Source organism: Kitasatospora sp. NPDC004614 (assembly GCF_042873675.1).
Taxonomy (GTDB): Bacteria; Actinomycetota; Actinomycetes; order Streptomycetales; family Streptomycetaceae; genus Kitasatospora.
On sequence record NZ_JBIALR010000003.1, the window covers coordinates 565121 to 591911 of the forward strand.

Consider the following 26791-nt stretch of genomic DNA (forward strand, 5'->3'; position numbering starts at 1 on the left):
CGGCGTCCGGCCCGGCGGTCAGAAGAGGTGATCAGGAGCCGAGGGTCGCCACCATCACGGCCTTGATGGTGTGCAGGCGGTTCTCGGCCTGGTCGAAGACCACGGAGTGCGCCGATTCGAAGAGTTCGTCGGTGCACTCCAACTCGGACATGCCGGTCAACTCGAACATCTGCCGACCGATCTCGGTGCCGAGGTCGTGGTACGCGGGCAGACAGTGCAGGAACTTGACCGCCGGGTTTCCGGTGGCGCGCACCGTGTCCATCGAGACCTGGTAGGGCTTCAGCAGGGCGATCCGCTCGGCCCAGACCTCCTTGGGCTCACCCATCGACACCCAGACATCGGTGTACAGGAAGTCCGCACCGGCCACGCCGGCCGCCACGTCCTCGGTCAGGGTGACCCGGGCGCCGCTGGCCTCGGCCAGCGTGTGGGCGGTCTTCTGAACGTCCTCCGACGGCCACAGCTGCGCCGGGGCGACGATCCGGATGTCCATGCCCAGCAGCGCGCCGGTGACCAGCAGCGAATTGCCCATGTTGGAGCGGGCGTCACCGAGGTAGACCAGGGTGGTCTCGCTCAGCGGCTTGGTGGAGTGCTCCTGGACGGTGAGCACGTCGGCCAGCATCTGGGTCGGGTGCCACTCGTCGGTCAGGCCGTTCCAGACCGGGACGCCCGCATGGGCAGCCAGTTCCTCGACGATCTCCTGGCCGTCGCCCCGGTACTCGATCCCGTCGAACATCCGGCCCAGCACGCGGGCGGTGTCCTTGACCGACTCCTTGTGCCCCATCTGCGAGCCCGCCGGGTCCAGGTAAGTGGTGGACGCGCCCTGGTCGTGCGCCGCCACCTCGAACGCGCAGCGGGTGCGGGTGGAGGTCTTGGCGAAGATCAGGGCGATGTTCTTGCCCCGCAGCCGGGGCTGCTCGGTACCGGCGTACTTGGCGGCCTTCAGCTGCGCAGCGAGATCGACCAGGTGACGGAACTCCTGGGGAGTGAAGTCGGTCTCCTTGAGGAAGTGCCTGTTCCGGAGGTTGAACGCCATACCGGTCTCCTGGGTCGGTCAACGGACTGAGACGGGAAGTGTATACGAGTATTCGAATATTCATGCAATGCCGCAACGCCGGGCCCGGTGCCAGCGGCACGGGCCCGGCGCCGGCTGCGGGACCGGACGTCAGAGGCGGGCCCTGGCGTCAGAGGCGGGGGTCGACCGGCTCGGACTCCAGGGCCAGCACCGCGAACACCGCCTCGTGCACCCGCCAGAGCGGCTCGCCGGCCGCCAGTCGGTCCAGTGCCTCCAGGCCGAGCGCGTACTCGCGGAGGGCGAGCGAGCGCTTGTGGCCCAGCGAACGCTGCCGCAGCCGGTCCAACTGCCGGGTGTAGTCCGGGCCGTAGATGATCCGCAGGTACTCGCGGCCGCGGACCTTCAGGCCGGGCTGGCCCAGCCGCCCGGTGCTGTCCCGGTGCAGCGCTTCGACTGGCTTGATCACCATGCCCTCGCCTCCCGCACCGGTCAGCTCCTCCCACCAGGAGATGGCTGCGGCCACCGAGGACTCGTCCTCGGTGTCGACCAGCATCCGCCCGGTGCGGTGCAGCACCGGGGCCGTGCCACCGGCCTCTTCCGCGAGGCGGTGGTCGGCGTCCACCAGGCGGTCGATCAGGTCGAGGTGCTCGGTGTGCGGGCGCAGCGCCAGGTTGGCGCCCTCGGCGGCGAGCAGCTGGAACGGGGCCAGCCGGATGCCGTCGAGGCCCTCGGTCGGCCAGCAGTAGCGCCGGTACGCCTCGGTGAAGGCCAGCGCGTCGGCGGTGCGCTGCTGCTGCCGGTCCGTCAGGTCCGCCACATCCAGTCCGCGGGCGGCGGCCTTGGCGAGGGCGTCGAGTGCGGTGGGCAGGGCGGCGCCGGCGGCAGCGCCGACCGCGGCGTACTGGCGGCGCAGCAGTTCGACGGCCTTCAGCGACCAGGGCATCAGCTCGGCGTCCAGCAGCAGCCAGCCGGTGTCGAGTTCGTCGAACAGGCCGGACTGCTCGGCGGCGGCCCGCAGCCGGTCGAGTATCGCGCCGGTGAGCCTCTCGTCGGACAGGAAGGCCCGGCCGGTCCTGGTCCAGATCGCGCCCGGGCCGGGCAGGCCGAAGCGCTTGTCCAGCGCGGTGTCGTCCCTGGCGACCAGGACGACGGCGCGCGAGCCCATGTGCTTCTCCTCGCAGATCACCTGCCGCACCCCGTCGTGCCGGTAGGCGAGGAACGCCTCCTCGGGGTGCTCCAGGCAGCCTTCGCGACGGGAGGTCGGCGAGGGTGCCATGGTCGGCGGCAGGTAGGCGAGCAGCCGCGGGTCGAGTGCGAAGCGGCTCATCACCTCCAGCGCGGCAGCGGCGTTCTCCTCCCGGACGGCGACGTTGCCGAGGGTTCTGGTCTCCACCACGCGGCGGCCGGACACGTCGGCGAGGTCCAGCGGACGCCCCTCCCGGCCGCCGGGCGCGTCCCCGCGCAGCGGGCGGACCGGCTCGTACCACTGCTGTTCGGCGGGCACGCCGACGATCTCCCGCTCCGGGTAGCGCAGCGCGGTGAGGCTGCCGCCGAAGACGCAGCCGGTGTCCAGGCAGATGGTGTTGTTGAGGAAGCTCGCCACCGGCACCGGGGTGTGGCCGTAGACCACCAGGGCGCGGCCGCGGTACTCCTCGGCCCACGGGTAGCGCACCGGCAGGCCGAACTCGTCGGTCTCGCCGGTGGTTTCGCCGTACAGCGCGTGCGAGCGGACCCGGCCGGAGGCGCGGCCCTGGAGCTTCTCCGGCAGACCGGCGTGGCAGACCACCAGCGCACCGTCGTCCAGCAGGTAGTGGCTGACCAGGCCGCGCATGAACGACCGCACCTGGGCGCGGAACTCCTCGCTCTCGCCGGACAGCTGGTCGATGGTCTCCTGCAGGCCGTGCGAGACGGTGACCTTGCGGCCGTCCATCCAGCGGCCGAGCTTGTTCTCGTGGTTGCCGGGAACGCAGAGCGCGTGGCCGGCCGCGACCATGCCCATCACCAGGCGCAGCACGCCCGGGCTGTCCGGGCCGCGGTCGACCAGGTCGCCGACGAACACGGCGGTCCGGCCGTCCGGGTGCGCGGCGTCGACCGGGCGGCCCTGCTCGTCGCGGACGATCGCGTAGCCGAGCCGGCCGAGCAGGGTCTCCAGCTCGGAGCGGCAGCCGTGGATGTCGCCGACGATGTCGAACGGGCCGGTCAGGTGCCGCAGGTCGTTGTAGCGCTTCTCCGGCACGATCTCGGCACGCTCGATCTCCTCGACCCCGCGCAGCACGTGCACCTTGCGGAAGCCCTCGCGTTCCAGGCCGCGCAGCGAGCGCCGCAGGTCGCGCTGGTGGCGCGGGATCACGTGCGGGGGCAGCTGCCGGTCCGGCCGGGCCCGGTTGCGTTCAGCGCACACCTCGGCGGGCACGTCCAGCACGATCGCGATCGGCAGCACGTGGTGCTCCCGGGCCAGGGCGATCAGCGCGCGGCGGGCGTCGTGCTGGACGTTGGTGGCGTCGACCACGGTGAGCCGGCCGGCCGCGAGCCGCTTGCCGACGATGTAGTGCAGCAGGTCGAACGCGTCGGCCGAGGCGGACTGGTCGTTCTCGTCGTCGGAGACAAGCCCCCGACAGTAGTCCGAGGAGATCACCTGGGTGCTCAGGAAGTGCTTCCGGGCGAAGCTGGACTTGCCGGAGCCGGTGCTGCCGATCAGCACCACCAGCGAGACGTCGGTGACGGGGAGGCGCCGGCCGGTGGGGGTGCCGGCCTCCAGGGTTTCGGTGGTCATCGGTGAGCGCTCCCTTCCGGGGCGAGGTCGTTCGACGGGGCGTCGGTGCGGTCGGTGGTCGTTGTTGTGGTGGCTGCGGCAGCCGGGGCGGTGGCGGGCTCGCCGAGGTGGAAGTGAGCGAGCTGGGTGGGCGCGCCGACCTCGGGATCGACCGGCCCGACCGGCTCGAACGCGACCGTGTAGCCGTAGCTGTCGGCCACCCGCGCCGCCCAGGCGGTGAACTCGGCGCGGCTCCACTCGAACCGGTGGTCGCCGTGCCGCAGGTGCCCGGCGGGCAGGCTCTCCCAGCGCACGTTGTACTCGGCGTTCGGCGTGGTGACCACGACCGCGGCGGGCCGGGCCGAACCGAACACGGCGTACTCCAACGCGGGCAGCCGGGGCAGGTCGAGGTGCTCGATCACCTCGCACAGCACCGCCGCGTCGTAGCCCTTCAGCCGGGCGTCGGTGTACGTCAGTGCGCCCTGGAGCAGCCGCACCCGGCTCGCCTGACGCTCCGACATCCGGTCCAGCCGCAGCCGGCGGGCGGCGATCGTCAGCGCCCGGGAGGACACGTCCACACCGACCACCTCCGTCACACGCGATTCCTTGAGCAGCGCACCCACCAACTCGCCCTGGCCGCAGCCCAGGTCGAGCACCCGGGCGGCGCCGGTCCGGGCCAGCGCGGCCAGGATCGCCGTCCGCCGCTGGACGGCCAGCGGCCCACCGCGCCCGGTCGCCTCGTCGTCGGCAGCGGAGTGCCCCGGCTCCGGCTCGGCGGTCGGCTCCGCGTTCGCCTGCGCCTGCACCTGGGTCGGCGCGGCGTCGGCAGCGGGGTCGGCCGTGCCGTCGGTGGTCACCTCCTCCGGGGCGTCGGGGACGGCGTTGTCGAGTTCCTCGGCCTCGCGGTCGTCGGCCTCGGCCAGGCGAGCCAGGGCGAGGCGTTCCATCGCGAGTCGGGTCAGCGAGTAGCGGCGGGACAGGTAGCGGCGGGTGATCAGGGCGCGTTCGGGGTGGTCGGCGAGCCAGCCCTGACCGGCCGACAGCAGCTTGTCGACCTCGTCGGGCGCGACCCAGTAGTGCTTGGCGCCGTCCAGCACCGGCAGCAGCACGTACAGGTGCTGCAGGGCGTCGGCGAGCCGCAGGGTGCCGGTGAGTTCGAGCCGTACGTACCGGGAGTCGCCCCACTCGGGGAAGGACTCGTCCAGCGGGACGGGCGTCGCCTCGACCTGCCAGCCCAGCGGGGCGAACAGCCGCTCCACCAGGGCCGGTCCGCCGCCGGCCACCGGGACGGCGGGCAGCGAGATCCGCAACGGCATGGCGCGGCCGGGCAGTTCGGGGCGGTGCGTGCACTCGCCCTTCATCGCGGACCGGAACACCGTGCGCAGCGCCACCGCGAGCAGCGAGGACGCGGCGTACGGCCGGTCGTTGACGTACTCGGCGAGCGCCAGGTCGGGCGAACCGGAACGGCCCTTGCCGCGGCCTTGCCGCAGCAGCGCCGCGGGGTCGACCTCCAACAGCAGCGCGGCGGTGCACGTGTGCTCCCCGGACTCGGGGTAGAAGACGTGCGCCGTGCCGTGCGCGGTGGTGAACCGCTGCACCTTGTCGGGGTGCTTGTGTAGGAGGAAGCCCAGGTCGGAGGCAGGATTCTCGGCAGTGCCGGTGGTGGAGATCGATACGAACACCCGGCCGAGTATGGCCGGTGGGCCTGTTCTCGGGCATCAGGTTTTGTCCGTCCGGTGAGCGTGTTGGTCAGCACTTGCCCCAATTGGTTAACGTGCGGGATGTGACTGCTGAGACCTCCACTCCCGTAAACGGTGCGGTGGCCGTCGGCCTGGCGACCATCGCCGCCGACGGCACCGTTCTCGACACCTGGTTCCCCGCGCCGGAGCTGGCCGCTGCCCCCGGCCCGTCCGGTACCGTCCGGCTGAGCGCCGAGGAGGCCGAGCAGGCGCTCGGCCCGGGCGCCGCCGAGGCGCTGCGCGCCGATGCGCGGCGCGGCGTCGAGGTGGTGGCGGTGCGCACCGTGATCTCCTCGCTGGACGAGAAGCCGCTGGACGCGCACGACGTCTACCTGCGACTGCACCTGCTCTCCTCCCGTCTGGTGAAGCCGCACGGCCAGAACCTGGACGGCGTCTTCGGCCTGCTGGCGAACGTCGCCTGGACGTCGATCGGCCCGGTGCCGGTGGCCAACGTGGAGCAGGCCCGGCTGGCCGTGCGCGCCCAGGGCGGGCAGCTCGCGGTGTACGGCATCGACAAGTTCCCGCGGATGACCGACTACGTGGCGCCGAGCGGGGTGCGCATCGCGCACGCCGACCGGGTCCGCCTCGGCGCGCACCTGGCCGAGGGCACCACCGTGATGCACGAGGGCTTCGTCAACTTCAACGCCGGCACCCTGGGCACCTCGATGGTGGAGGGCCGGATCAGCGCGGGCGTGGTGGTCGGCGACCACAGCGACATCGGTGGCGGCGCCTCGATCATGGGCACCCTGTCCGGTGGCGGCAAGCAGGTCGTCTCGGTGGGCGAGCGCTGCCTGCTGGGCGCCAACGCGGGCATCGGTATCTCGCTGGGCAACGACTGCGTGGTGGAGGCGGGCCTGTACGTCACCGCCGGCACCCGGGTCACCGCCCCGGACGGCGCGGTGGCGAAGGCGGTGGAGCTGTCCGGCCAGGACAACCTGCTGTTCCGCCGCAACTCGCAGTCCGGCGCGGTCGAGGTGATCGCCCGCACCGGTTCGTGGGGCGGCCTGAACGCGGATCTGCACTCGCACAACTGACCTCCTTCCAGGTCGTATCCGTTCAGCAGTCGCGGTGCGGCTGTCCGGCAGCCGCCCGACGGCCGCCGCGGAGTCCCGGCCCCCGCTCGGTGCTGTAGCCGAGCGGGGGCCGGGCTCGCAAACTCGGCTCACCCCTGGGGCTGACCGGGCCCGGCGGTTGGACCTCTACGAGTGGTCCGGGGTGACCGCGTACGGCGGGAGCTCGTTGGACCGGCGGCGTCGACCCCCGGCGCTTCACACCGCACCACCGAGCTGAAGGGGCCCCCTCATGTCCGAGCCCTGGACCGAGCCGCCCACCCCGGGCACCCCCACGGGCGGCGCGCCCGTCACCACCAAGTCGCTGCTGGAGCAGATGCAGGAGCTGCTCGCCTCGATCAACACCGACCTGGCCGGACTCGACTCCGAGCTGCGGGACACCGCACCCCGGGACGAGCCGGACGACTCGGCCCGCGACTGAGCACACGCCACCGGGACCGGCGGGCCCAGCGGGACCACGAGCATCGGCTCCCCCTCCCGCCGGGCCCCGGCCGGCACCGTCTCCTCCTCCCGCAGTGCCGCCAATGCCGTTGTCGCGGCCTCCATGCCCTCCGTATCCTCCGCGTCCTCCGCGTCCTCCGTGCATTCGGGTGACGCCCCGTCGGCCGCTGTCACCCGCCGCTGCTCGCGCAGCAACTCGGCGACCAGATCCCGGCATTCGGAGCTCGCGTCGAGCCCGTCGATGCACGTCCAGTACAGGCTTTCGGTCTCCGCCCCGCAGGCCAGCACCACCAGGTTCTCGCCGGTCTCCGCCAGCAGCCCGGCCAGCTCGACCAACACCGGTTCGAGGTCGCCGAGTTCGGTGAGCCGCTCGACCAGCCCCGGCCCGGACCACTCGCCGAGGCCGCCCGCGAGTCCACCGCAGAGCGGGCCACCGGGCCCGTCGAGGCCGGGGCCGGGCGGTTGTCGCAGGCAGCTCGCGGTGTGCGCGCCGGCCTCCGAGAGCTGCTGCCCGAGGGTGGCGAGCTCCTCGCCGTCGTGGTCGGCGAGCCGCGCCCCGACAGCCTCGGTGAGCAGGACGGACTGCCAGGCCTGGTGCAGGATGTCCCCGGTCGCCCGGGCTTCGGCCAAGGCGTGCCGTACGGTCTTGATCAGTCGCAGTGCCTCCACGGCGCGCTCCCCTCGTTCACCGCCTCCGCCGTCGGTCGGCGGTCGGTCGGTCGGTCAGGGGCTCAGCGTGCCGCCGGACGGCCTGGTCCTCCCAGCGCATTCGCCGCGCCTGTGGACAACCCGGCCCTGTGGAAAACTCCGGTCCCCCGCAAGAGGGAAAACCGGATGATTTCCCGGCCCACCGGGAACCCGCCACGAACGCCGCAGGACCGCAGGACCGCAGGCCACCGAGCTACGAACCGCCCCCCGCCGCCGGGAACCGGCTCTCGTTGCGCTCGATCTTCTCCGCCAGCGCCCGCAGCGGATCCACCTCCAGCACGGTGCACAGCTGCAGCAGATAGGCCAGCACGTCGGCGACCTCGTCGCGGACGCGGTGCGCTGCGTCCGTGTCGGCCATCACCGCGCCGGCCTGTTCAGGCGTCAACCACTGGAAGATCTCCAGCAGTTCGCCGGCCTCGACGGTCAGCGCCGAGGCCAGGTTCTTCGGGGTGTGGAACGGCTGCCAGTTCCGGGCGGCCGCGAACTCGGCCAGTCGCCGCTGGAGTTCGGGCACCGTCAGTTCGTCGCTCATTCCCCCAGGTCTACCACCGCGGCCTGGTCGGGCGAGGTGCCCTGGGCGGGCACCCGGGGGGCGGGTTCGGTGCGGCGCAGCAGGCTGTGGCCGGTGGCCGGATCGCGTCGGCACTCGACCAGCTCGACGCCGTCCAGGCCGAGCGCGGGGCCGGGTTCCTGGAGGGTGGCGAGCAGCCGGATGTCGCCCTTGCCGGTGACTTCGCGGGCCAGCCGCAGCAGCACGGCGACCTGCTCGGCCGCCAGGCCGGCGCCGAGGTCCTCGGCGAGCAGCACCAACTGCCGGTGTGCGTCGGGGACTTCACCGGCCGGGTCGACATCGATGACGTCGGCGCCGGTGAGCAGGACGGCGGCGAAGGCGAGCAGTCGCAGCATGCCGTCGGAGGCCTGGTCGGCGCCGGTGCGGCCGAGTACGCCCTCGTCGAAGACGGCGATCATCCGTTGTTGCGCACCCTCGCCGCGCCGGGCGACGTCCAGGTCGAGCAGCGGGTGCGGGGCGGCGGCCTGGACGGTGCGCAGCAGTCGGGCCCAACGGCGCTGGCATTCGTGTTTGAGGCGGCCGAGGACGGCGGAGATGTTGGCGGCGGTGCCGAGCAGCCGGGCCTGTGGTTCGGGCCGGGCCCAGCCGCGCATCGCGGCGGGCACGGGGTGCAGGTTGAACACCTCGCGCAGCGCGGTGAGCAGTTGTTCGGTGGCGGCCAGTACCTTGCGTTCGCCCTTGGACGATCCGGCGACCCGAAGCGGCAGTTGGGCGGTGATCAGGCTGCTGCTGGAGAGCGGGGCGCGGATGTCGCCCTGCCGGGAGTCGTTGTGCCAGGTGACGTTGACCCGGCCGCGGGCGAGGTCCTGTTCGCCGGTCTCCATCAGGGTCTGGCCGTCCACGGTGAGCAATTCGCGGGCGATCCGGACGCGTTCGTCCGTGCGCACCACCACTTCGAGCCGGACCGGGCCGACGCTGGAGCGGACGGTGCAGCCCAGGATGATCGCGTTGCGTCCGTGGGGCACGCAGCCGATCAGTCCGCCGCGGACCGGGACGGCGAGCGGGCCGCCGATCCCGCCGATGCCGTCCAGCGAGGGTCTGATCTCCTCGCCGAGGGCGAGCCGGGAGAGCACGCAGAGGGCGTCCAGCGCGTTGGACTTGCCCGCGCCGGACGGGCCGTGCAGGACGGTCAGCGGCGACAGCGGCAGGGTGGCGCGCCGGTAGGACTTGAAGGACGTGAGTCGCAGTTCCTCCACGGTCGGGCGCTTCACCAGGGGGGCGGGCGGGCGTCGGCCAGGCTGGGCGGAGGAGCGGTCGGGCGGGCCGACCGGGGGCGGGGCCAAGGGGGCTTCGCTGGTCACCCGGAGCACTTTAGGTGCGCAGTGAGCTGGAGAAACGTCTCTCCTGAGGGCCTTTCACCCCTTCGAGTCCCAACCGTCCCCGGCCCCGGCGGAGTGTCACTCGTACGCGGTGATCCGCACCGAACCGGTGACCTCCACCGGCTGCGGCAGCCCGTCCAGCGCGGCGGTCAGTGCGGCCGGGTCGGTGTGCCAGGCGCTCGGTCCCATCCCGACCACCGCGGCGGCGTCCGCCCGCGACAGCCGCAGCGTGAACTCCACCTCGGTGCGCCCCACTGGCGCGAACCACGGGCCGAGCTTCTCCTCGATCCGCCGGTCCTTGTCCTCGTCCACCGACAACAGGCCCAGCGCGCCCACCAGTTCCCGCAGGTGACGGGAGGTCGGCGCGGCCACCAGCAGCCGTCCGCCCGGGCGCAGCACCCGCCGCATCTCCGGTCCGTTGCGCGGCGCGAACACGTTCAGCAGCACGTCCGCCGCGCCGTCCCGCAACGGGAGCGGGCGCCACGCGTCGCACACCACGGCGCCGATCCTCGGGTGCGCCTTCGCGGCGCGCCGCAGCGCGTACTTCGACAGGTCGAGGGCCGCGCCGGCCGCGCCCGGCCGCGCCTCCAGCACCCGCGCCAGGTAGTGGCCGGTGCCCGCGCCCAGGTCCGCCACCAGCCCGGTGTCCGCCGCGACGCCGGCCGCGGCCTCGGCCAGCGCCCGCTCCAGCGGACGGTAATGGCCGGCCGCCAGGAACTCGCTGCGGGCGGCGACCATCTCCGCGGTGTCGGCGGTGCCCGCCTTCGCGTCACCCGTCAGCAGGCTGACGTAGCCCTGCCGGGCCTGGTCAAAGCTGTGGCCCTGCGGGCAGCGCAGGGTGCGACCGTCCAGGGTCAGTGGGCGGGCACAGTGCGGGCAGACCAGATAGGGCTCGATGTCCTGCAGCAACTCGGTCGCATCCTCGCGGGATCGTCAGAGGTCGGGGGAACGTCGAGGGTATCCCGGCTGCGGACGCCTCGTCGCTCTCCCGACCCCTGACCCCACCTGCGCCGACGTGCCGACGGCTCACTCCTCGCCGTCGTCGCCGACCTCTTCCTCCTCCGACTCGTCGACCACCCACATCGCCAGCCGCTCCGCCACACCCGTGATGCCGAGCTTGCCCTCCCGGATCGCCCGGGCCAGGCTGCGCACCTCCCGCGCGGTGGTCGCCACCCGGCAGCCGCTGGCCACCAGGTACGCGTAGGCCACGGCGGTGGCGAACAGCTCGTTGTTGCGCTCCAGCGCGGGGACCCGGATCAGCTGGTGCATCAGCGCGGCCGCACGGTCCTGCGGCTCCGGGTAGACGGCGATGTCGAAGATCTCGGCCTGGTGCCTGGTGACCGCCGCGAGCAGCGATCCGTAGTCGGTGACCTGCGGGTCACCGGGCGTGTACTGCTCCGCGGTCATGAGCAGCCACGAGAGGTCGACCTCAAGTTTCAACGGCGCACGTCCTGGAGTTCGCTCGGCGACCCGAACTCGGCGAGGAACGCCGCCTCGTGCTCCTTCATGAACTGCGCCGCGGCATCCACGAAATTGCGCCCCGCCTCGCCCATGTCCTGCTGGACCAGACGCTCGATGTACTGGTTCATGCTGATCCCCTGCTGTTCGGCCCGCTCGCGGGCCATCTCGGCGGTGGTCGCATCCACCCTGACGTTCAGCTGCTTCTTGGCCATGCTTCACGCTAGCGCCGAGGTGCTAGCACAACAAGGGCGCAAACCGGCCGCACCCCCACTCCCCCACCTTCTCCGCCCACGCCCCTACGAAAACCGGCCACCCCCATCGAGCTCCCGGCCCGCCCCATACGATGATCGTTCCGACCTTGGAACGAGGTGCCCGATGCGGTTCCCCACGGCCGTCAAGATTCTCGCCGCCGTGCTCGCCTTCGTGGCGCTCGCCGTCGTCCTGCTCGTCCTGGTGGGCCGCACCGACCCCGCGAGCGAGACCGGCAGCATGCTCCGGGCCGGCACCGGCGGCCTCCTCGCCGGGCAGTTCGTCCTCCTCTGCCGCGTGATCCTCCGCACCCTGCGCCCCGACCGGGCCCGTCGCCCCGACCGGACCCGTCGCCGCGGCTGACGGCCCCGAAACGCCGCACGGGCGCGGGAGAGGCTCCCGCGCCCGTGCTGATGATCGGTTCGGTTACTGCCGGCCGGAGATCGGCTCCAGGATGGCCACGCACTCGAAGTGGTGGGTCATCGGGAACAGGTCGAAGGCGCGCAGCGAGACCGGGCGGTAGCCGCCCTCGCGGAAGAAGGCCAGGTCGCGGGCGAGGGCAGCGGGGTCGCAGGCGACGTAGGCGATGCGGCGGGCGGAGAGCGAGCAGAGGTGGGCGACGGTGTCGCGGCCGGCGCCGGCCCGCGGCGGGTCGAGGACGATCAGGTCGGTCGAGGTGATGCCGGTGCGGGGCAGCAGGGTCTCGACCTTGTCGCACTCGATCCGGACGTTCTCCAGCGCGGCGAGGTTGTGCCGGGCGTCCGCAACGGCCTGCTTGCCGGACTCGATGCCGAGCACCGCGCCCTCCTCGCCGACCCGCTCGGCGAGCGCGCCGGCGAACAGGCCGACGCCGCAGTACAGGTCGAGGGCGTTCTCGCCCCACTGCGGGTCGAGGCCGGTGAGGACGGCGTCGACCAGGGTGGCCGGGGCCTCGGGGTGGATCTGCCAGAAGCCTCCGTTGGAGACCCGCCAGGTGCGGCCGGCGGCGCGCTCGCGGACGAAGGCCCGGCCGTGCACGCGGTGGAACAGGTCCTGCTCGTCGATCCGGGCGATCGAAGCCTCACGGTCGAGCTCGACCAGCGGCAGCTGCTCGCCGGGCTGCGGCCGCAGGATCACCTGCCGGTCGGAGGAGCCGGACGCGGCGATCGCCTCGACGGACGCGATGCCGGTCCAGTCGCGGGACTCGATGCCGAGCTCGGTGACGCCGGGCGCGGCGATCAGGCAGCGGTCGATCGGCTGGACGTCGTGCGAGCGGTGCTTGCGCAGCCCGATCGCGCCGTCCTCGCCGACGGCGTACTGCACCCGGGTGCGCCAGGCCGGGACCTCGCCGGCCTGCAGCTTGCCGCCGACTGGCTCGACCGAGCCGTCCCAGCGGGCCTCCTCGGGGGTGAGGCCGGCCAGCTTGGCGAGCTGCTCGGTGAGCACCGCGCCCTTGAGCTTGCGCTGCCCGCCGGGGGTGACGTGCTGCCAGTCGCAGCCGCCGCACTTGCCGGGGCCGGAGAACGGGCAGGGCGCCTCGATCCGCTCCTTGGCGGCCTCCAGCACCTCCACCGCGTCGGCCCGCAGGAAGCGCGAGGTGGTGGTGCCGTCGGTGACCTGCGCGATCACCCGCTCGCCGGGCAGCGCGTGCCGGACGAACAGCACCCGGCCCTCGTGCCGGGCCACGCAGTGCCCGCCGTGCGCGACCGGCCCGACCTCGACCTCGTAGCGCTCGCCGACCAGCGGGTCACCGGACGGCTGCCGCAGCACCGGCTGGGCGGACCGCGCCGCCTTCGGCGCCCGCACCGCACCGGGCTTGCGCCCCTGCCGCTCGGCCTTCTTCGCCTGAGCACCCTGAGCACCCTTGCCGGCCTGAGCAGACTTGCCGGCCTGAGCGGACTTACCGCCCTGCGCGGCCTGCGCGCCCCGCGCGCCCTTCTCGGGCGCCGGCCGCTCCGCGGCGGGCCGCTGCTCGCCCGGCACCGGCGGCAGGCTGCGGGCGGTGTTGCCTTCCCGGTCGGTGGCCTCGGGCCGGGACGGCCGGCTGCTCCAGCGCGGGTGCGCCACCTGCCCGGGCTTGGCGCCGGACGTGCGGCCGGGGCGGCCCTGGCGACCGGAGGAGCGGGGCGGGTTGTTGCGGGTCACGGGGCGCTTCCTTACGCGAAGACGAACGACGAACGACGAAAACCAACAAAAAGATCGGGACGGTGGAGAACAACGGCGGCCCGTGGCGGACCGGAAACGATCCGCCACGGGCCCATTGAAGGCCATCAGGAGGCCGGACGGGCTGCGTCGCTCAGTCGCGCGGCGCGGCTTCGTCCTTGCCGCCGGAGGACTCCCCGGTGGCTCGCCCGGCGTGCGGGCGGGGCTCGCCGCGGCGCACCGCGCCGGGCGCGGACCACGCCTTGGGCGCCTTGCGGCGTTCCGAGGACTCCAACTGCCAGGGTACGGACGTCACCATCACACCGGGCTTGAACAGCAGACGTCCCTTGAGCCGCAGCGCGCTCTGGTTGTGCAGCAGGTGCTCGTACCAGTGGCCGACCACGTACTCGGGGATGTAGACCGCGACCACGTCGCGCGGGCTGTCGCGGCGCAGGTTCTTGACGTACTCCAGCACCGGACCGGTGATCTCGCGGTACGGCGAGTCGAGGACCTTCAGCGGCACGGCGATGCCGCGTTCGTCCCATTCCTCGCGCAGCGCCGCGGTGTCGGCCGGGTCCACGTTGACGGTGACGGCCTCCAGGATGTGCGCCCGGGACAGCTGGGCGTACGCGAGGGCGCGCAGCGCGGGCTTGTGCAGCTTGGAGACCAGGACGACGGCGTGCACGCGGGTCGGCGGGGCGACGTCCGCGGCTTCCTCGGCGGCCTTCAGTTCGGCGTTGACGCTGTCGTAGTGGCGGCGGATCGCCTTCATCATCACGAACAGCACCACCATCAGCGCGATCGCGATCCAGGCGTGGCCGATCTTGGTGGCGAGCACCACGATCAGCACGGCCATGGTCATCACCAGGCCGAAGGTGTTGATCGCCCGGCTGCGCTGCATGCGGTTGCGCTTCTTCGGGTCGGTCTCGGTCTTCAGCAGCCGGGTCCAGTGCCGGATCATGCCGGACTGGCTCATGTTGAACGCCACGAAGACGCCGACGATGTACAGCTGGATCAGCCGGTTCGGGTCGGCACCGAACGCCACGATGAACAGGATCGCCGCGCCGGCGAGCAGCACGATGCCGTTGGAGAACGCCAGCCGGTCGCCGCGGGTGTGCAGCTGCCGCGGCAGGTAGCGGTCCTGGGCCAGGATCGAGCCGAGCACCGGGAAGCCGTTGAACGCGGTGTTCGCGGCGAGCACCAGGATCAGGCCGGTGGTGCCGGCGACGAAGTAGAAGCCCGGGGTGAAGTTGGAGAACACCGCTTCGGAGATCTGCGCCAGCACGGTCTTCTGGTGGTAGTCCGCGGGCGCGCCGATCAGCTGCTCGGCCGGGTTCTCGGCCATCTGCGTCCCGGTCAGGTGCGCCAGGTAGATGATGCCCATGAACATCGTCACAGCGATGGTGGCCATCATCAGCAGCGTGGTCGCCGCGTTCTTGCTCTTCGGCTTGCGGAAGGCGGGCACGCCGTTGGAGATCGCCTCCACACCGGTGAGCGCCGCGCTGCCCGAGGAGAACGCCTTCAGCAGCAGGAACACCAGGGCGAACCCGGTCAGCCCCTCGTTGCCGGGCGTCGGCGCCAGGTGGAACGCCGAGCTCTCGGCGGGCAGCGCGGTGTTGAACCCGAAGTGCCGCACGAGTCCGTAGACCACCATGCCGAGCACGCCCACCATGAACGCGTACGTCGGCACCGCGAACGCGGAACCGGACTCGCGCACACCGCGCAGGTTCATGCCCATCAGCAGGATGACCACGGTGACCGACAGCGCCAACTCGTGCCCGCGCAACGCCGGCACCGCCGACACCACGTTGGCCACGCCGGAGGTGGTGGACACCGCCACGGTCAGGATGTAGTCGACCATCAGCGCACTCGCCACCACCAGGCCGGAGTTCGGTCCGTGGTTGACGGTGGCGACCTCGTAGTCGCCGCCGCCGCTGGGGTACGCGTACACGTTCTGTCGGTACGAGGCGACCACCGCGAGCATCACGATGGCGACGACGACGCCGATCTGCCAGGAGAAGTGGATCGCCCCGGCACCGGCCAGCGACAGCGTGAGCAGGATCTCCTCGGGCGCGTACGCCACGGAGGAGAGCGCGTCCGAGGCGAACACCGGCAGCGCGATGCGCTTGGGGAGCAGCGTCTCCCCCAGCTTGTCGCTGCGCAGCGCACGCCCGATCAGGATGCGTTTCGGTAGGTCAGCAGGCATAGGCACAGCAAGGAATCGTAAGGCCCCTCGCTGGGAGCCGACGCCGCACGGGGCCACCTTGGTCGCGACTCTGTTCGGCGGACCGGCTAGCGTGTCGGATTAAGGGTTAGCGGGCAACACCTCGTTGCCCCCTCGCGTCGGATCACAGGCGCGGCCGACAACTGGCCCCCGGAATCGGGGGCACGGAAGGACGATGAGCGGTGTTTACGCAGGTCATGACCCCAACGGATCGGGTGAGGTAGTCGCGTGCACATCGTCATCATGGGTTGCGGACGCGTGGGCTCCGCCCTCGCCAGAACGCTCGAGAAACAAGGCCATTCGGTCGCGGTCATCGACCAGGACCCGACCGCCTTCCGTCGACTCGGCGCGGGCTTCAACGGCCGCCGCGTCACCGGTGTCGGCTTCGACCAGGACACCCTGAGGGAAGCCGGCATCGAGGAGGCGGGCGCCTTCGCCGCCGTCTCCAGCGGTGACAACTCGAACATCATCGCGGCCCGGGTGGCCCGCGAGAACTTCGGCGTCGAGCACGTCGCGGCCCGCATCTACGACCCGCGCCGCGCCGAGGTCTACCAGCGCCTGGGCATCCCGACCGTCGCGACCGTCCGCTGGACCGCCGACCAGATGCTGCGCCGACTGCTGCCCAGCGGCGCCGAGCCGGTCTGGCAGGACCCCTCGGGCGCCGTGCAGCTCGCCGAGGTGGCGTTCGCCCCCGCGTGGATAGGCCACCGCCTGTCCGAGCTCGAGGCCGCCGCCGGTGCCCGGGTGGCGTTCGTCACCCGGGTCGGCGAGGGCGTGCTGCCCAACCCGCAGATGGTGGTGCAGGAGGGCGACCTGGTGCACGTGATGCTGCGCCGCAACGAACTGACCGCGGTCGAGGCGGCCTTCGCCAAGGGCCCCGAGGAGGCTGGTCACTGATGCGCGTCGCAATCGCCGGAGCCGGTGCCGTCGGCCGTTCCATCGCCGGAGAGCTGCTGGAGAACGGCCACGAGGTCCTGCTGATCGACAAGAACCCGAACTCCATCTCGGTGGAGCGGGTCCCGCTGGCGGAGTGGCTGCTCGCCGACGCCTGCGAGATCACCTCGCTGGACGAGGCCGCGCTGCAGCGCTGCCACGTGGTGATCGCCGCCACCGGTGACGACAAGGTCAACCTGGTCGTCTCGCTGCTCGCCAAGACCGAGTACGGGGTGCCCCGGGTGGTCGCCCGGGTGAACAACCCGAAGAACGAGTGGCTGTACAACGAGTCCTGGGGCGTGGACGTCGCCGTCTCCACCCCGCGCCTGATGTCCGCGCTGGTCGAGGAGGCCGTCAGCGTCGGCGACCTGGTCCGGCTGATGCGCTTCTCGCAGGGCAACGCCAACCTGGTCGAGCTCACCCTGGCCGCCGACACCGGCCTGGTCGGGACCCGGGTCTCGGACGTGGCCTGGCCGGTGGACACCGCGCTGGTCACCATCATCCGGGCCGGCCGGGTGCTGGTCCCCGGTGGCAGCGACACCCTGGAGGCCGGTGACGAGCTGCTGTTCGTCGCCGCCCAGGAGCGCGAGGAGGAGCTGGAGACGCTGCTCGCCGGCTGATCCACCCCGCCGTACGGCGAAGGGCCCGCGCATCGCGCGGGCCCTTCGTCACGTCTGTGGCGCTACTTCCGGGGTTCTTCGTCGTCCTCGGGCAGCTCCGCCTTGATCGGCGGCGGCGCTTTCAGCAGGATCTGCCAGGTCACGTACATCGCCAGCAGCATCGGCGGGATGCCGAGGGCGACCTTGAGCCAGCCCAGCAGGTTGACGTTGTGGGTGAAGTACAGCGGGAACAGGATCACCGGCTTCAGGCCCATGATCAGCACCCAGGCCCAGGTCGCCTTGGTGTAGGCGGCCAGTCGGCCCGGGTTCTGCTTGCGCCAGGTGAACATCTCGCCGGTGATCGGGCCCAGCATCAGGCCGATCATCGGCCAGCGCACCAGCGCGGAGACCGCGAGCGCCACGCAGTAGCCGACGTTCCACAGCAGGCCCGGCAGGTAGAAGTCCTCGGCCTTGCCGGTCTTCATCGAGATCCAGGCGCCGATCGCCACGCCGAACACGCCGGAGAAGGCGTGCTGGATGGTCTCCCGGCGGGCCAGCCGGACCACCACGAACACCGCGCACAGGGCCAGCGCCGACCAGGCGGCGACCGGCACCTTGTGGGTGATGTTGAAGGCGATGATGAACACCAGGCCGGGCAGCGTCATGTCGACCATGCCGCGGATCCCGCCGAACGCCTTCAGCACCGTCTCGGCCGCCTCCTTCGAGGCGTCCCGCTCGTGCTGCGCGCTGCTCTGCTCGTCACCCTGCGGGTCGTGGGCGGTCACCCGGACCGCCTCGGCCTCGTTGCTCACGCGGACTCGCTCCCGTGTCCCACCGGACGCAGCTCGTAGCGGGGGTTGAAGAGCACGCGGCGCCCGCGTGCGTGGCCGATCCGGCCGCTGGCGATCAGGCGGCGGCCCGGCTCGATTCCCACGATCGAGCGACGGCCCAGCCACACCACGTCCAACGCCTCCGTGCCGTCGAACAGCTCGGCCTCCAGCGCGGGCACACCCGCGCGGGGGCGGAGCGTGACGGTCCGCAGTGTGCCGGCCACGGTGACGATCTCACGGTCGCCGCAGGCGGCGATCGGGGTGCAGCCCGCCTCGGCGGTGTCCTGCCGCAGTTCCTGGGCGGCCAGCTCCTCCGAGGAGGACGTCAGCCGACTCAGCATGCGGCGGAAACGGCCCTGCGGCTGGTCGCCGATGTTGTCACCACTCATGCCGGAAGGGTACCGGTTCACCCCCGCCCGGCGGCAGAGCTCCGGCCGCGCCGGTCACGCCCCGGTCACGCCCTGGTCACGGCTCGAAGCGGTAGCCCATGCCCGGTTCGGTGATGAAGTGCCGGGGGTGCGACGGGTCGGCCTCCAGCTTGCGGCGCAGCTGCGCGAGGTAGACCCGCAGGTAGTTGGTCTCCTTGCGGTAGGCCGGCCCCCACACCTCCTGCAGCAGCTGGGTCTGGCTGACCAGCCGCCCGGAGTTGCGCACCAGAACCTCCAGCAGGTGCCACTCGGTGGGGGTGAGCCGGACGTCGGCGCCCTGACGGGTGACCTTCTTGGCGGCCAGGTCGACGGTGAACGAGTCGGTGACGACCACCGGCTCGCCCTCGGCGGTGACCGGCTCGGCGCGGCGCACCGCGGCCCGCATCCGGGCCAGCAGCTCGTCCATGCCGAACGGCTTGGTGACGTAGTCGTCGGCGCCGGCGTCCAGTGCCTCGACCTTCTCGTCGGAGGCGTGCCGGGCGGACAGCACGATGATCGGCACCCTGGTCCAGCCGCGCAGGCCGCGGATCACCTCGACGCCGTCCATGTCGGGCAGGCCGAGGTCGAGCACCACCACGTCGGGGTGGCGGGCGGCGGCCAGTTCCAGGGCGCTCGCGCCGTCGTGCGCGGAATCGACCTCGTACTTGCGGGCCTTGAGGTTGATCACCAGGGCGCGGACGATCTGGGGTTCGTCGTCCACCACGAGGACCCGGGTCATGCGGGACCGGCCTTTCCGTTGTCAGGGTGGTCGTGCAGGTCGACGGCGGGCAGCGAGACCACCATGGTCAGCCCGCCGCCGGGGGTGTCCTCGGCGGTGACGGAGCCGCCCATCGCCTCGGTGAAGCCGCGCGCCACCGCCAGGCCGAGGCCAACCCCGGTGCCGCGCGGGGCGTCACCGTAACGCTGGAACGGGGCGAAGATCCGCTCCCGGGCCTCCTCGGGGACGCCCGGGCCGCGGTCGACGACGCGCAGCTCGACCCGGGCGTCGCGCGGCAGCAGGTCCGCCTTGACCAGCACCTGGCTGTCGGACGGGCCGTACTTGACGGCGTTCTCCACCAGGTTGGCCAGCACCCGCTCCAGCAGCCCGGCGTCGGCGCGCACCATCGGCAGCGACTCCGCCACGTCCAGCCGGACGCTGCCCGGCGGGACGCCGCCGAGCGCGAACGGCACCACCTCGTCCAGGTCGGTGGGCTGCAGCAGCGGGGTGACGGTGCCGGTCTGCAGGCGGCTCATGTCCAGCAGGTTGTTGATCAGGTGGTCGAGGCGGTCCGCGCCGGACTCGATGCCGGCCAGCAGCTCGGCCTCGTCCTCCGGGTCCCATTCGACGTCCTCGGCGCGCAGCGAGGTGACGGCGGCCTTGATCCCGGCCAGCGGGGTGCGCAGGTCGTGCGAGACGGCGGCGAGCAGCGCGGTGCGGATCCGGTTCCCCTCGGCCTCGCGGCGGGCGGCGGCCGCCTCCCCGGCCAGCCGGCGGCGCTCGAGCAGGACGGCGGCCTGGTTGGCGAACGCGCCGAGCATCCGCCGGTCGGCGGCGGGCAGTACCCGGCCGCGCAGCACCAGGGCGAGGCGTTCGCCGACCGGCACGTCCACGTCGGCCTGTTCGGGCCCGGCCGGCGGGCGCGGTCCGACCGAGGCGGCGACGTGCCAGGCGGCGTGCGGGTCGGCGCGTTCGACCAGTGCCACGGCGTCCTGCTGGAAGGTCTCCCGGACCTGTTCCAGCAGCGCCGTCAGCACCCCCTCGCCGGTGGGGGCGCCGCGCAGCACGGTGCCGGCCAGTGCCGACATGGTCTGCGCCTCGGCCTGAGCGCGGGCCGCCTGATGACTGCGCCGGGCCGCCAGGTCGACCACGGTGGCGACCGCGATGCCGACGGCGGTGAAGACCGCCACCGCCAGGATGTTCTGCGGCTCGGCGATGGTGAAGGCGTGGATGGGGGGCGCGAAGTAGTAGTTGAGCGCCGTTGATCCGACCAGCGCCGAGGCGATCGCCGGGTACAGCCCGCCGACCAGCGCCGCGCACACCGTCAGCGACAGGAACAGCAGCATGTCGGTGGAGAGCCCCTGCCCCCGGAACTGCGTCAGCACCAACGCCAGCAGCGGCGGCCCGGCCACGCCGATCAGCCAGCCCGCGACCGTCCTGGTCCGGCCCAGGTCGGTGACCTTGCGGATCGGGATCCGGCCCCGGCCGCGCGCCGCGTGCTCGTGGTTGACCATGTGGACGTCGATGTCGCCGGAATCCCGGGTCACCGTGAGGCCGACACCCGGCCCGTACAGGTACTGCCAGAACTTGCGGCGGCTGGTGCCGATCACGATCTGGGTGGCGTTGACGCCGCGCGCGAAGTCCAGCAGCCCGGCCGCCGGGTCGTCGCCGAGCACCGAGTGGAAGCTGCCGCCGAGGCTCTCCACCAGCGCGCGCTGCTCGATCAGCGTCTGCGGCGAGGAGCCCGACAGTCCGTCGGACCGCGAGATGTGCACCGCCAGCAGTTCGCCGGCGCTGGCCCGGGCCGCGATCCTGGCGGCGCGGCGGATCAGCGTGGCGCCCTCCGGGCCGCCGGTCAGGCCGACCACGATCCGCTCCCGGGCCTGCCAGGTGCCCTGGATGCCCTGCTCGGCCCGGTACCGCTGGAGGTACTCGTCGACCCGGTCCGCCGTCCAGAGCAGCGCCAGTTCGCGCAGCGCCGTCAGGTTGCCGAGCCGGAAGTAGTGGGCGAGCGCCGCGTCGACCTTCTCCGGCGCGTACACGTTGCCGTGCGCCAGCCGGCGGCGCAGTGCCTGCGGCGACATGTCGACCAACTCGATCTGGTCGGCGCGCCGCACCACCTCGTCCGGGACGGTCTCCCGCTGGCGGACGCCCGTGATGCCCTCGACCACGTCGCCGAGCGACTCCAGGTGCTGGATGTTGACGGTGGAGATGACGTCGATCCCGGCCGCCAGCAGCTCCTCGACGTCCTGCCAGCGCTTGGTGTGCCGCGAGCCGGGGACATTGGTGTGGGCGAGCTCGTCGACCAGCACCACCGCCGGGTCGCGGGCCAGCACCGCGTCCAGGTCGAGCTCGGTGAACTCGGCGCCGCGGTGGATCAGCGTGCGGCGCGGGACGGTCTCCAGGCCGTCCAGCAGTTCGGCGGTGTGAGCCCGTCCGTGGGTCTCCACGAAGCCGATCACCACGTCCGCGCCGCGGCCCAGACGCCGGTGTGCCTCGGCGAGCATGGCGTACGTCTTGCCGACGCCCGGGGCCGCCCCGAGGTAGATCCGCAGCCGGCCGCGGCCCGTGTGCACCATGCCCTTGAGGTTAAGCCCTGCAATCTGAATATCCGCTGATCAGGGTGGTTTGGCTGAAGAATTGTCAACTTCTTGACGGCCGTTGCGCCAAAATGCCGAACGGAAAGATCGACCTGAAAGGACCCACCATGCGCGGACTCGTACTCGGCGGCGGCGGACTCGCCGGCATCTCCTGGATGACCGGGCTGCTCCACGGCCTCGCCGAAACCGGCCTGGACCTCCCCGGCACCGCCGACCACATCCTCGGCACCTCCGCCGGCGCCACCGTCGCCGGCCAACTCTCCTCCGGATTACCGCTCGCCGAACTCCACCTGCGACAGACCGATCCCGCCCGGCAGAACCACGAAATCGTCCCGCCCGTCGAAACCCTCTGGCCGCTGCTCGAAACCCTCGCCGCCCTGCACGCCGAGATCACCGACCCCGCCGAACTGCGCCGCCGCATCGGCCGCCTCGCCCTGGACGCCGACACCGTCCCCGCGGCCGACCGACGCGCCGTCATCGCCGGCCGCCTCCCCGCCCACGACTGGCCCAGCCGGCCGCTCACGCTCACCGCCGTCGACGCCGAAACCGGCGAACCCCGCACCTTCGACCGCCACAGCGGCGTCCCCCTGGTCGACGCCGTCGCCGCCAGCTGCGCCATCCCCGGCATCTGGCCCACCGTCGAGATCGACGGCCACCGCTACATGGACGGCGGCATCCGCACCTACGCCAACGCCGACCTGATGACCGGCCAGCAGACCGTCCTGGTCGTCGCCCCGATGCCCGACCCCAACCTCGACACCGAGCTGGAGACCCTCCGGACCACCGGCACCGTCCTCGCCATCACCCCCGACGAGGACGCGCTCGCCGCCTTCGGTGCCAACCCGCTCGACACCACCGTCCGCGCCCCCGCCGCCGAAGCCGGCCGGGCCCAGGCCCGGCGGGTCGCCGACCAGGTCCGCAAACTCTGGCTCTGACCCCCTACGGCTCGACGATCTTGCCGTCCCGCAGCTCGAGCACCCGGTCCGCCAGGTCCATGAGCTGCGGGTCGTGCGTCGCCACCAGCGCCGTCACGCCCTCACTGCGCACCACCGCCCGCAGCAACTCCATGATCGCCATACCGGTGTCCGAATCCAGCTGCCCGGTCGGCTCGTCCGCGATCAACAACGCCGGCTCGTTCGCCAACGCCCGCGCCACCGCCACCCGCTGCTGCTGACCACCCGACATCTCCGTCGGCCGCTGCGCCGCGTGGTCCGCCAGACCCACCAGCGCCAGCAGCGTCCGCACCCGCTCCTCGCGCTCCTTCACCGCCACCCGGCGGAGCCGCATCGGCACCCCGACGTTCTCCGCCGCCGTCAACACCGAGATCAACCCGAACGACTGAAACACGAAACCGATCCGGTCCCGGCGCAACGCCAACCGGCCCGACTCGTCCAGACCCGACAGGTCCATCCCGGCGATGCTGATCCGCCCCGCCGACGGCATGTCCAGACCGCCCACCAGGTTCAGCAGCGTCGTCTTCCCCGACCCCGACCTTCCCCGCAGCGCCGTCAACTCCCCGGCCTTCGCCGTGAACGACACCCCGCGCACCGCGTGCACCGCCCGGTCGCCCGCACCGAACGTCCGGTGCACGTCCTCCACAACCACCATCGCGCCACTCATCCGCGTACCTCCGCACCCTCCGCGCGCCACACCCCGATGTGGTCCTCCTCCAACGCCAGCCGCACCCGGCGGCTCAGCCCCAACGCCTCCGTGAAGTCCTGCGGCAACTGCAACCGGCCCACCCGGTCCAGCACCGCGTACTCCACCCCCGGCTCGCCCCGCTCCGGACGCAGCACCTCCGTCGACGTCCGCCCGTTGCGGATCCGCACGGTGCGCCGCACCTCCTGGGCCACCATCGGGTCGTGCGTGACGATCAGCACCGTCACCCCCAGCTCCTCGTTCACCGATCGCAGCGCCGCGAAGATCTCCTCGCTGGTCGCACTGTCCAGCTCACCCGTCGGCTCGTCCGCCAGCAGCAGCGCCGGCGCGTTGGCGTTCGCCACCGCGATCGCCACCCGCTGCTGCTCACCACCTGACATCTCGGCCGGCCTACGCTCCGCCAGGTGCCCGATCCCCAGCATCCCCAGCAGATCCGTCGCCTGCCGCTGCCGGTCCCGCCGCGGCACCCCCGCGTACCCCATCGGCAGCATCACGTTCTCCACCGCCGTCAGGTACGGCAGCAGATTCCGCGCCGTCTGCTGCCAGACGAACCCCACCGTCCGGCGCCGGAACGCCAACCGCTCCTTCTTGTCCATCGCCAGCAGATCGTTCCCCGCCACCCGGGCACTGCCCGCCGTCGGCACGTCCAGCCCCGCGAGGATCCCCAGCAACGTCGACTTCCCCGAACCCGACGCGCCCACCACCGCGATCAACTCGCCGTCCTCGACCGTCAGATCGAGCCCCTGCAGGGCCTGCACCTCGACGCCCTCGGAACGGTGGATCCGCACCAGGTTCTCGCACACCACCATGCCCTCGGCCGGCGGCGGACCCGCCGCGGCCGCGCGCCTGCGCAACTCCTCCAGCCCCCCGGGCTCCGACCCCGCCGGCACCCCCACCGCCTCAGCCCCCACCGCATTCCCCTCCGGCCGCCGAACCCACGCTTCACCACGGCCTGCACTCCGGGCCGACGCCCGGTCGGACAGCCGGGGCAGTCCCCTGTTCTGCCCCGACCGCCCAACCGGGCGCACCCCCCGCGGGCCACCGCCCCGATCGACAGCGGCCTCACCACACCAACGCGGCCCGAAGCAGACCGGTTGCACCGGCCCACGGACTTTTTCGAAACCCTCCGGACAGCGCCCGCTTTGGGCTGCCGAAGCTCCGCCGCGGACCTCAGCCCTCCCCCGGCTCGGACGCGCGCAACTGCAGGAACTCCAGCGCCGACTCCCGGAACGGATCAGACAACCCCGCCGCCGGAGCCACCCCCCGCCCGCCCCGACGCACCGTCAGCACCGCCACCGTCGTCCCGCTGATGTGCACCGCCAACTCCTCCGCGTACGCCACCGGCTGCCGCACACCCAACGCCACCACCGCGCCGACCTGCTGCTCCACCGCCCAGCCCGCCCCCGAGCTCACGCACTCCCCGCCCGCCATCAGCCGGGTCGCCTGGTGCTCCGCCGCCAGCGGCGAGCCGAAGCGCATCACGATCTGCTGCGCCGACACCTCCGGGTGCCCGGCATCCACATACCGCTGCCCCCACAACTGCTCGGCACCCGACGTACTCACCAGCCGCGCTACGCACCCGTCCGCGAACGCCCCCGGACCGGGAGTTCCGGACGGGTCGGCCGACGGGCCACCGGACGGGCTTCCGCTCGAACTCTCGTTCGGTGAAGGGCTGTTGGTGGCAGACGAGCCGGCGCTTGCGCTCGGACGAATCGTGGCGGGCCCGCCCGGGGACGCGCTCCCGGACGGACCTGCCGCCGCCGGGTCCACGGCCGGCAGCGCCGTCCACGGGCCGTACCCGCCCAGCACGCTCGGCAGCCGCGACACGTCCAGCACCAGCGCCCGCGCCATCGGATCGGCGGACTCCAGCGACGGCCACTCCGCCACCCAGTTCACCGACGGCAGCAACGGCAACTGCGGCTCCGGCAACGGCACTTCCAGCTTCGGCGCGGGCGCCGCAGCCGTCGGCGGCACCGGATACCCCGCCACCCCGTGCCCCACCGGCCCGGGCACCACCGCCGCCGCGGACCACAGCACGGCGACGCCCAACACCCCCGCCACCACCACCGCCCCCACCCGACGCCGACGACGCCTCGCCCCGCGACGCGCCACCTCCGCACTCGGCGGCACCGGCACGGCAAGCACCACCTCGCGCCGCAACCCGTCGAACATCGTCTCCAGCCGGGCCGCCCCGATCGCCGGACGGTCCGCCGCCCCCGCTGCCCCTGCCGTCCGCACCGTCTCCGCCTCGGGCCTAGACATGCGAACCGCAGTCTTCCGCCACCTGCACCTGAGCCCCCGTCACCTTCATCGGCTCCCCGTCACCGCCGCCGACCCCCGTCAACTCCCCGTCACCCGCCGCCCGTTCACCTGCGGCAACCGCCGGAGCCGACCGCAGCGGCGCGATCGTCGGCTCCTCCACGACCGCCGCCGGATCTTCCCCCAACAGCACCGCCAACGCCTGCCGCCCCCGGTGCAACCGCGCCTTGACCGTCCCCACCGGCACCCCTTCGTCCGCGGCGATCTCCGCCACCGAACGACCCCCCATGTGATGCCACACCAACGCCGATCGCTGCGCCTCCGGCAACTGCCGCAACGCCTCCACCAGCACCACGGTCTCCGGCCCCGGCCCCGGAACCGGCAGATTCGCATCCCCGTGCCTGATCCAGCTCTGCAACGCCGTCCGCGCCCGCCGCCACCGACTGATCGCGATCCGCTGCCCCGTAAGCCGCACCCACGCCACCGGATTCTCGTGCGACACCAGCCGCCCCCAGTGGTTCCACGCCCGGACGAACGCCTCCTGGGCAGCGTCCTGCGCCTCACCCAGATCGCCCGTCAGCGCATACAAGTGCGCCACCAGCTGACCGTACGCAGCCTCGTAGAACACCCGAAAGTCGTCGCCGCCCCGGCCGGCTCTTCCGCCGGCCCCCTCGCCCTGCTCCACGACCATGACGCCACAGTGTGCCGCGCACGGAACCACCCGGCAACAGGCCGTGCACGCCTCCGGGGTCCTTCGGGAATGCTCCGGGGATTCTCTGGAAACGCGAAAAAGCCCCCCGCCAAAAGGCGGGGGGCTTTCCCTGAATGATTGTTCGGCGGCGTCCTACTCTCCCACAGGGTCCCCCCTGCAGTACCATCGGCGCTGTGAGGCTTAGCTTCCGGGTTCGGAATGTAACCGGGCGTTTCCCTCACGCTATGACCACCGAAACACTATGAAACTGTGCACCACCCACCCGTATCGGCGGGGGTCGTTGTTTCAGAACAACACAGTGGACGCGAGCAACTGAGGACAAGCCCTCGGCCTATTAGTACCGGTCAACTCCACCCCTCACAGGGCTTCCATATCCGGCCTATCAACCCAGTCGTCTACTGGGAGCC

Annotated in this window: 24 protein-coding genes and 2 rRNA genes; 5 read left to right on the forward strand and 21 right to left on the reverse strand. The window is 72.3% G+C overall.

Translation table 11 applies throughout. The annotated features are described in order from the left end of the window. Window positions 1-31: 31 nt before the first annotated feature. The 3 genes from argF to ACFYST_RS12010 all read right to left on the reverse strand — a co-directional run bounded on the left by argF (window position 32) and on the right by ACFYST_RS12010 (window position 5446). The gene (argF, locus tag ACFYST_RS12000; RefSeq protein WP_387861542.1) at window positions 32-1033 is read right to left on the reverse strand and encodes an ornithine carbamoyltransferase; all 1002 of its coding nucleotides are present in this window, start codon (window positions 1031-1033) and stop codon (window positions 32-34) included. Between the two features lie 148 nt (window positions 1034-1181). Then, complete coding sequence (locus tag ACFYST_RS12005) at window positions 1182-3785, reverse strand: polynucleotide kinase-phosphatase (protein WP_387861544.1); 2604 nt, start codon at window positions 3783-3785, stop codon at window positions 1182-1184. Then, entirely contained in the window at window positions 3782-5446 is a 1665-nt protein-coding gene (locus tag ACFYST_RS12010; RefSeq protein ID WP_387861546.1) for a 3' terminal RNA ribose 2'-O-methyltransferase Hen1, read from the reverse strand. Before ACFYST_RS12010 ends, ACFYST_RS12005 begins: the two co-directional genes overlap by 4 nt. Before the next feature lie 101 nt (window positions 5447-5547). On the opposite strand from ACFYST_RS12010, the gene dapD reads away from it, so the two are divergent. Continuing rightward, complete coding sequence (gene dapD, locus ACFYST_RS12015) at window positions 5548-6537, forward strand: 2,3,4,5-tetrahydropyridine-2,6-dicarboxylate N-succinyltransferase (RefSeq protein WP_387643065.1); 990 nt, start codon at window positions 5548-5550, stop codon at window positions 6535-6537. 234 nt (window positions 6538-6771) lie between these two features. Here dapD and ACFYST_RS12020 read toward each other — a convergent pair whose 3' ends face one another. The 6 genes from ACFYST_RS12020 to ACFYST_RS12045 all read right to left on the reverse strand — a co-directional run bounded on the left by ACFYST_RS12020 (window position 6772) and on the right by ACFYST_RS12045 (window position 11285). Continuing rightward, window positions 6772-7683 (reverse strand): DUF6099 family protein, encoded by a 912-nt coding sequence (locus ACFYST_RS12020; RefSeq protein ID WP_387861547.1) that lies wholly within the window; start codon window positions 7681-7683, stop codon window positions 6772-6774. A 232-nt stretch (window positions 7684-7915) separates the two neighbouring features. Next, window positions 7916-8254: a nucleotide pyrophosphohydrolase gene (locus tag ACFYST_RS12025; protein WP_387643063.1), complete on the reverse strand. Its 339-nt coding sequence runs from the start codon at window positions 8252-8254 to the stop codon at window positions 7916-7918. Continuing rightward, window positions 8251-9594: an AAA family ATPase gene (locus tag ACFYST_RS12030; protein ID WP_387861549.1), complete on the reverse strand. Its 1344-nt coding sequence runs from the start codon at window positions 9592-9594 to the stop codon at window positions 8251-8253. Before ACFYST_RS12030 ends, ACFYST_RS12025 begins: the two co-directional genes overlap by 4 nt. 96 nt (window positions 9595-9690) lie before the next feature. Then, window positions 9691-10521 (reverse strand): putative RNA methyltransferase, encoded by an 831-nt coding sequence (locus ACFYST_RS12035; RefSeq protein ID WP_387643061.1) that lies wholly within the window; start codon window positions 10519-10521, stop codon window positions 9691-9693. A 117-nt stretch (window positions 10522-10638) separates the two neighbouring features. Further along, a complete protein-coding gene (locus ACFYST_RS12040; RefSeq protein ID WP_043914018.1) occupies window positions 10639-11052 on the reverse strand; it encodes a hypothetical protein in 414 nt (137 codons plus the stop codon). Next, entirely contained in the window at window positions 11049-11285 is a 237-nt protein-coding gene (locus ACFYST_RS12045; protein ID WP_035862820.1) for a toxin-antitoxin system HicB family antitoxin, read from the reverse strand. The genes ACFYST_RS12040 and ACFYST_RS12045 overlap by 4 nt, the downstream gene beginning before the upstream one ends. A gap of 163 nt (window positions 11286-11448) precedes the next feature. On the opposite strand from ACFYST_RS12045, the gene ACFYST_RS12050 reads away from it, so the two are divergent. After that, window positions 11449-11685, forward strand: coding sequence for a hypothetical protein (locus tag ACFYST_RS12050; protein ID WP_387861551.1), 237 nt, complete (start codon window positions 11449-11451; stop codon window positions 11683-11685). Window positions 11686-11748: 63 nt separating this feature from the next. Here ACFYST_RS12050 and ACFYST_RS12055 read toward each other — a convergent pair whose 3' ends face one another. Together ACFYST_RS12055 and ACFYST_RS12060 are read right to left on the reverse strand one after the other, a co-directional pair. After that, window positions 11749-13068 (reverse strand): class I SAM-dependent RNA methyltransferase, encoded by a 1320-nt coding sequence (locus ACFYST_RS12055; protein WP_387861584.1) that lies wholly within the window; start codon window positions 13066-13068, stop codon window positions 11749-11751. Window positions 13069-13597: 529 nt separating this feature from the next. Next, window positions 13598-15649, reverse strand: a complete 2052-nt coding sequence (locus ACFYST_RS12060) for an APC family permease (RefSeq protein ID WP_387861552.1) — start codon at window positions 15647-15649, stop codon at window positions 13598-13600. Window positions 15650-15895: 246 nt separating this feature from the next. On the opposite strand from ACFYST_RS12060, the gene ACFYST_RS12065 reads away from it, so the two are divergent. Beyond that, window positions 15896-16564 carry a potassium channel family protein gene (locus tag ACFYST_RS12065; RefSeq protein WP_387643058.1) on the forward strand — a complete coding sequence of 223 codons (669 nt, stop codon included), beginning with the start codon at window positions 15896-15898 and terminating at the stop codon, window positions 16562-16564. Beyond that, window positions 16564-17220 carry a TrkA family potassium uptake protein gene (locus ACFYST_RS12070; RefSeq protein WP_073812422.1) on the forward strand — a complete coding sequence of 219 codons (657 nt, stop codon included), beginning with the start codon at window positions 16564-16566 and terminating at the stop codon, window positions 17218-17220. The genes ACFYST_RS12065 and ACFYST_RS12070 overlap by 1 nt, the downstream gene beginning before the upstream one ends. 62 nt (window positions 17221-17282) lie before the next feature. Here the strand turns inward: ACFYST_RS12070 and ACFYST_RS12075 are convergent, their stop codons facing one another. The 4 genes from ACFYST_RS12075 to ACFYST_RS12090 form a co-directional block, all read right to left on the reverse strand. Then, window positions 17283-18011, reverse strand: a complete 729-nt coding sequence (locus ACFYST_RS12075) for a DUF3159 domain-containing protein (RefSeq protein WP_387643057.1) — start codon at window positions 18009-18011, stop codon at window positions 17283-17285. Further along, complete coding sequence (locus ACFYST_RS12080; protein ID WP_073812423.1) at window positions 18008-18418, reverse strand: OB-fold nucleic acid binding domain-containing protein; 411 nt, start codon at window positions 18416-18418, stop codon at window positions 18008-18010. Before ACFYST_RS12080 ends, ACFYST_RS12075 begins: the two co-directional genes overlap by 4 nt. Before the next feature lie 76 nt (window positions 18419-18494). Further along, complete coding sequence (locus ACFYST_RS12085) at window positions 18495-19175, reverse strand: response regulator (protein WP_387643056.1); 681 nt, start codon at window positions 19173-19175, stop codon at window positions 18495-18497. Then, window positions 19172-21733 (reverse strand): ATP-binding protein, encoded by a 2562-nt coding sequence (locus tag ACFYST_RS12090; protein ID WP_387643055.1) that lies wholly within the window; start codon window positions 21731-21733, stop codon window positions 19172-19174. The genes ACFYST_RS12085 and ACFYST_RS12090 overlap by 4 nt, the downstream gene beginning before the upstream one ends. Before the next feature lie 128 nt (window positions 21734-21861). On the opposite strand from ACFYST_RS12090, the gene ACFYST_RS12095 reads away from it, so the two are divergent. After that, complete coding sequence (locus ACFYST_RS12095) at window positions 21862-22689, forward strand: patatin-like phospholipase family protein (protein ID WP_387643054.1); 828 nt, start codon at window positions 21862-21864, stop codon at window positions 22687-22689. A 4-nt stretch (window positions 22690-22693) separates the two neighbouring features. Here the strand turns inward: ACFYST_RS12095 and ACFYST_RS12100 are convergent, their stop codons facing one another. The 6 genes from ACFYST_RS12100 to ACFYST_RS12125 all read right to left on the reverse strand — a co-directional run. Then, window positions 22694-23374 carry an ABC transporter ATP-binding protein gene (locus ACFYST_RS12100; protein WP_387643053.1) on the reverse strand — a complete coding sequence of 227 codons (681 nt, stop codon included), beginning with the start codon at window positions 23372-23374 and terminating at the stop codon, window positions 22694-22696. Continuing rightward, window positions 23371-24324 (reverse strand): ABC transporter ATP-binding protein, encoded by a 954-nt coding sequence (locus tag ACFYST_RS12105; protein ID WP_387861554.1) that lies wholly within the window; start codon window positions 24322-24324, stop codon window positions 23371-23373. Before ACFYST_RS12105 ends, ACFYST_RS12100 begins: the two co-directional genes overlap by 4 nt. 259 nt (window positions 24325-24583) lie before the next feature. Next, window positions 24584-25675 carry a hypothetical protein gene (locus ACFYST_RS12110; RefSeq protein WP_387861556.1) on the reverse strand — a complete coding sequence of 364 codons (1092 nt, stop codon included), beginning with the start codon at window positions 25673-25675 and terminating at the stop codon, window positions 24584-24586. Continuing rightward, window positions 25668-26363 (reverse strand): SigE family RNA polymerase sigma factor, encoded by a 696-nt coding sequence (locus ACFYST_RS12115; RefSeq protein ID WP_387861558.1) that lies wholly within the window; start codon window positions 26361-26363, stop codon window positions 25668-25670. The genes ACFYST_RS12110 and ACFYST_RS12115 overlap by 8 nt, the downstream gene beginning before the upstream one ends. 140 nt (window positions 26364-26503) lie before the next feature. Next, a 5S ribosomal RNA gene (gene rrf, locus ACFYST_RS12120) occupies window positions 26504-26620 on the reverse strand. A gap of 78 nt (window positions 26621-26698) precedes the next feature. Then, window positions 26699-26791 (reverse strand): 23S ribosomal RNA (locus ACFYST_RS12125); the annotation flags it as partial.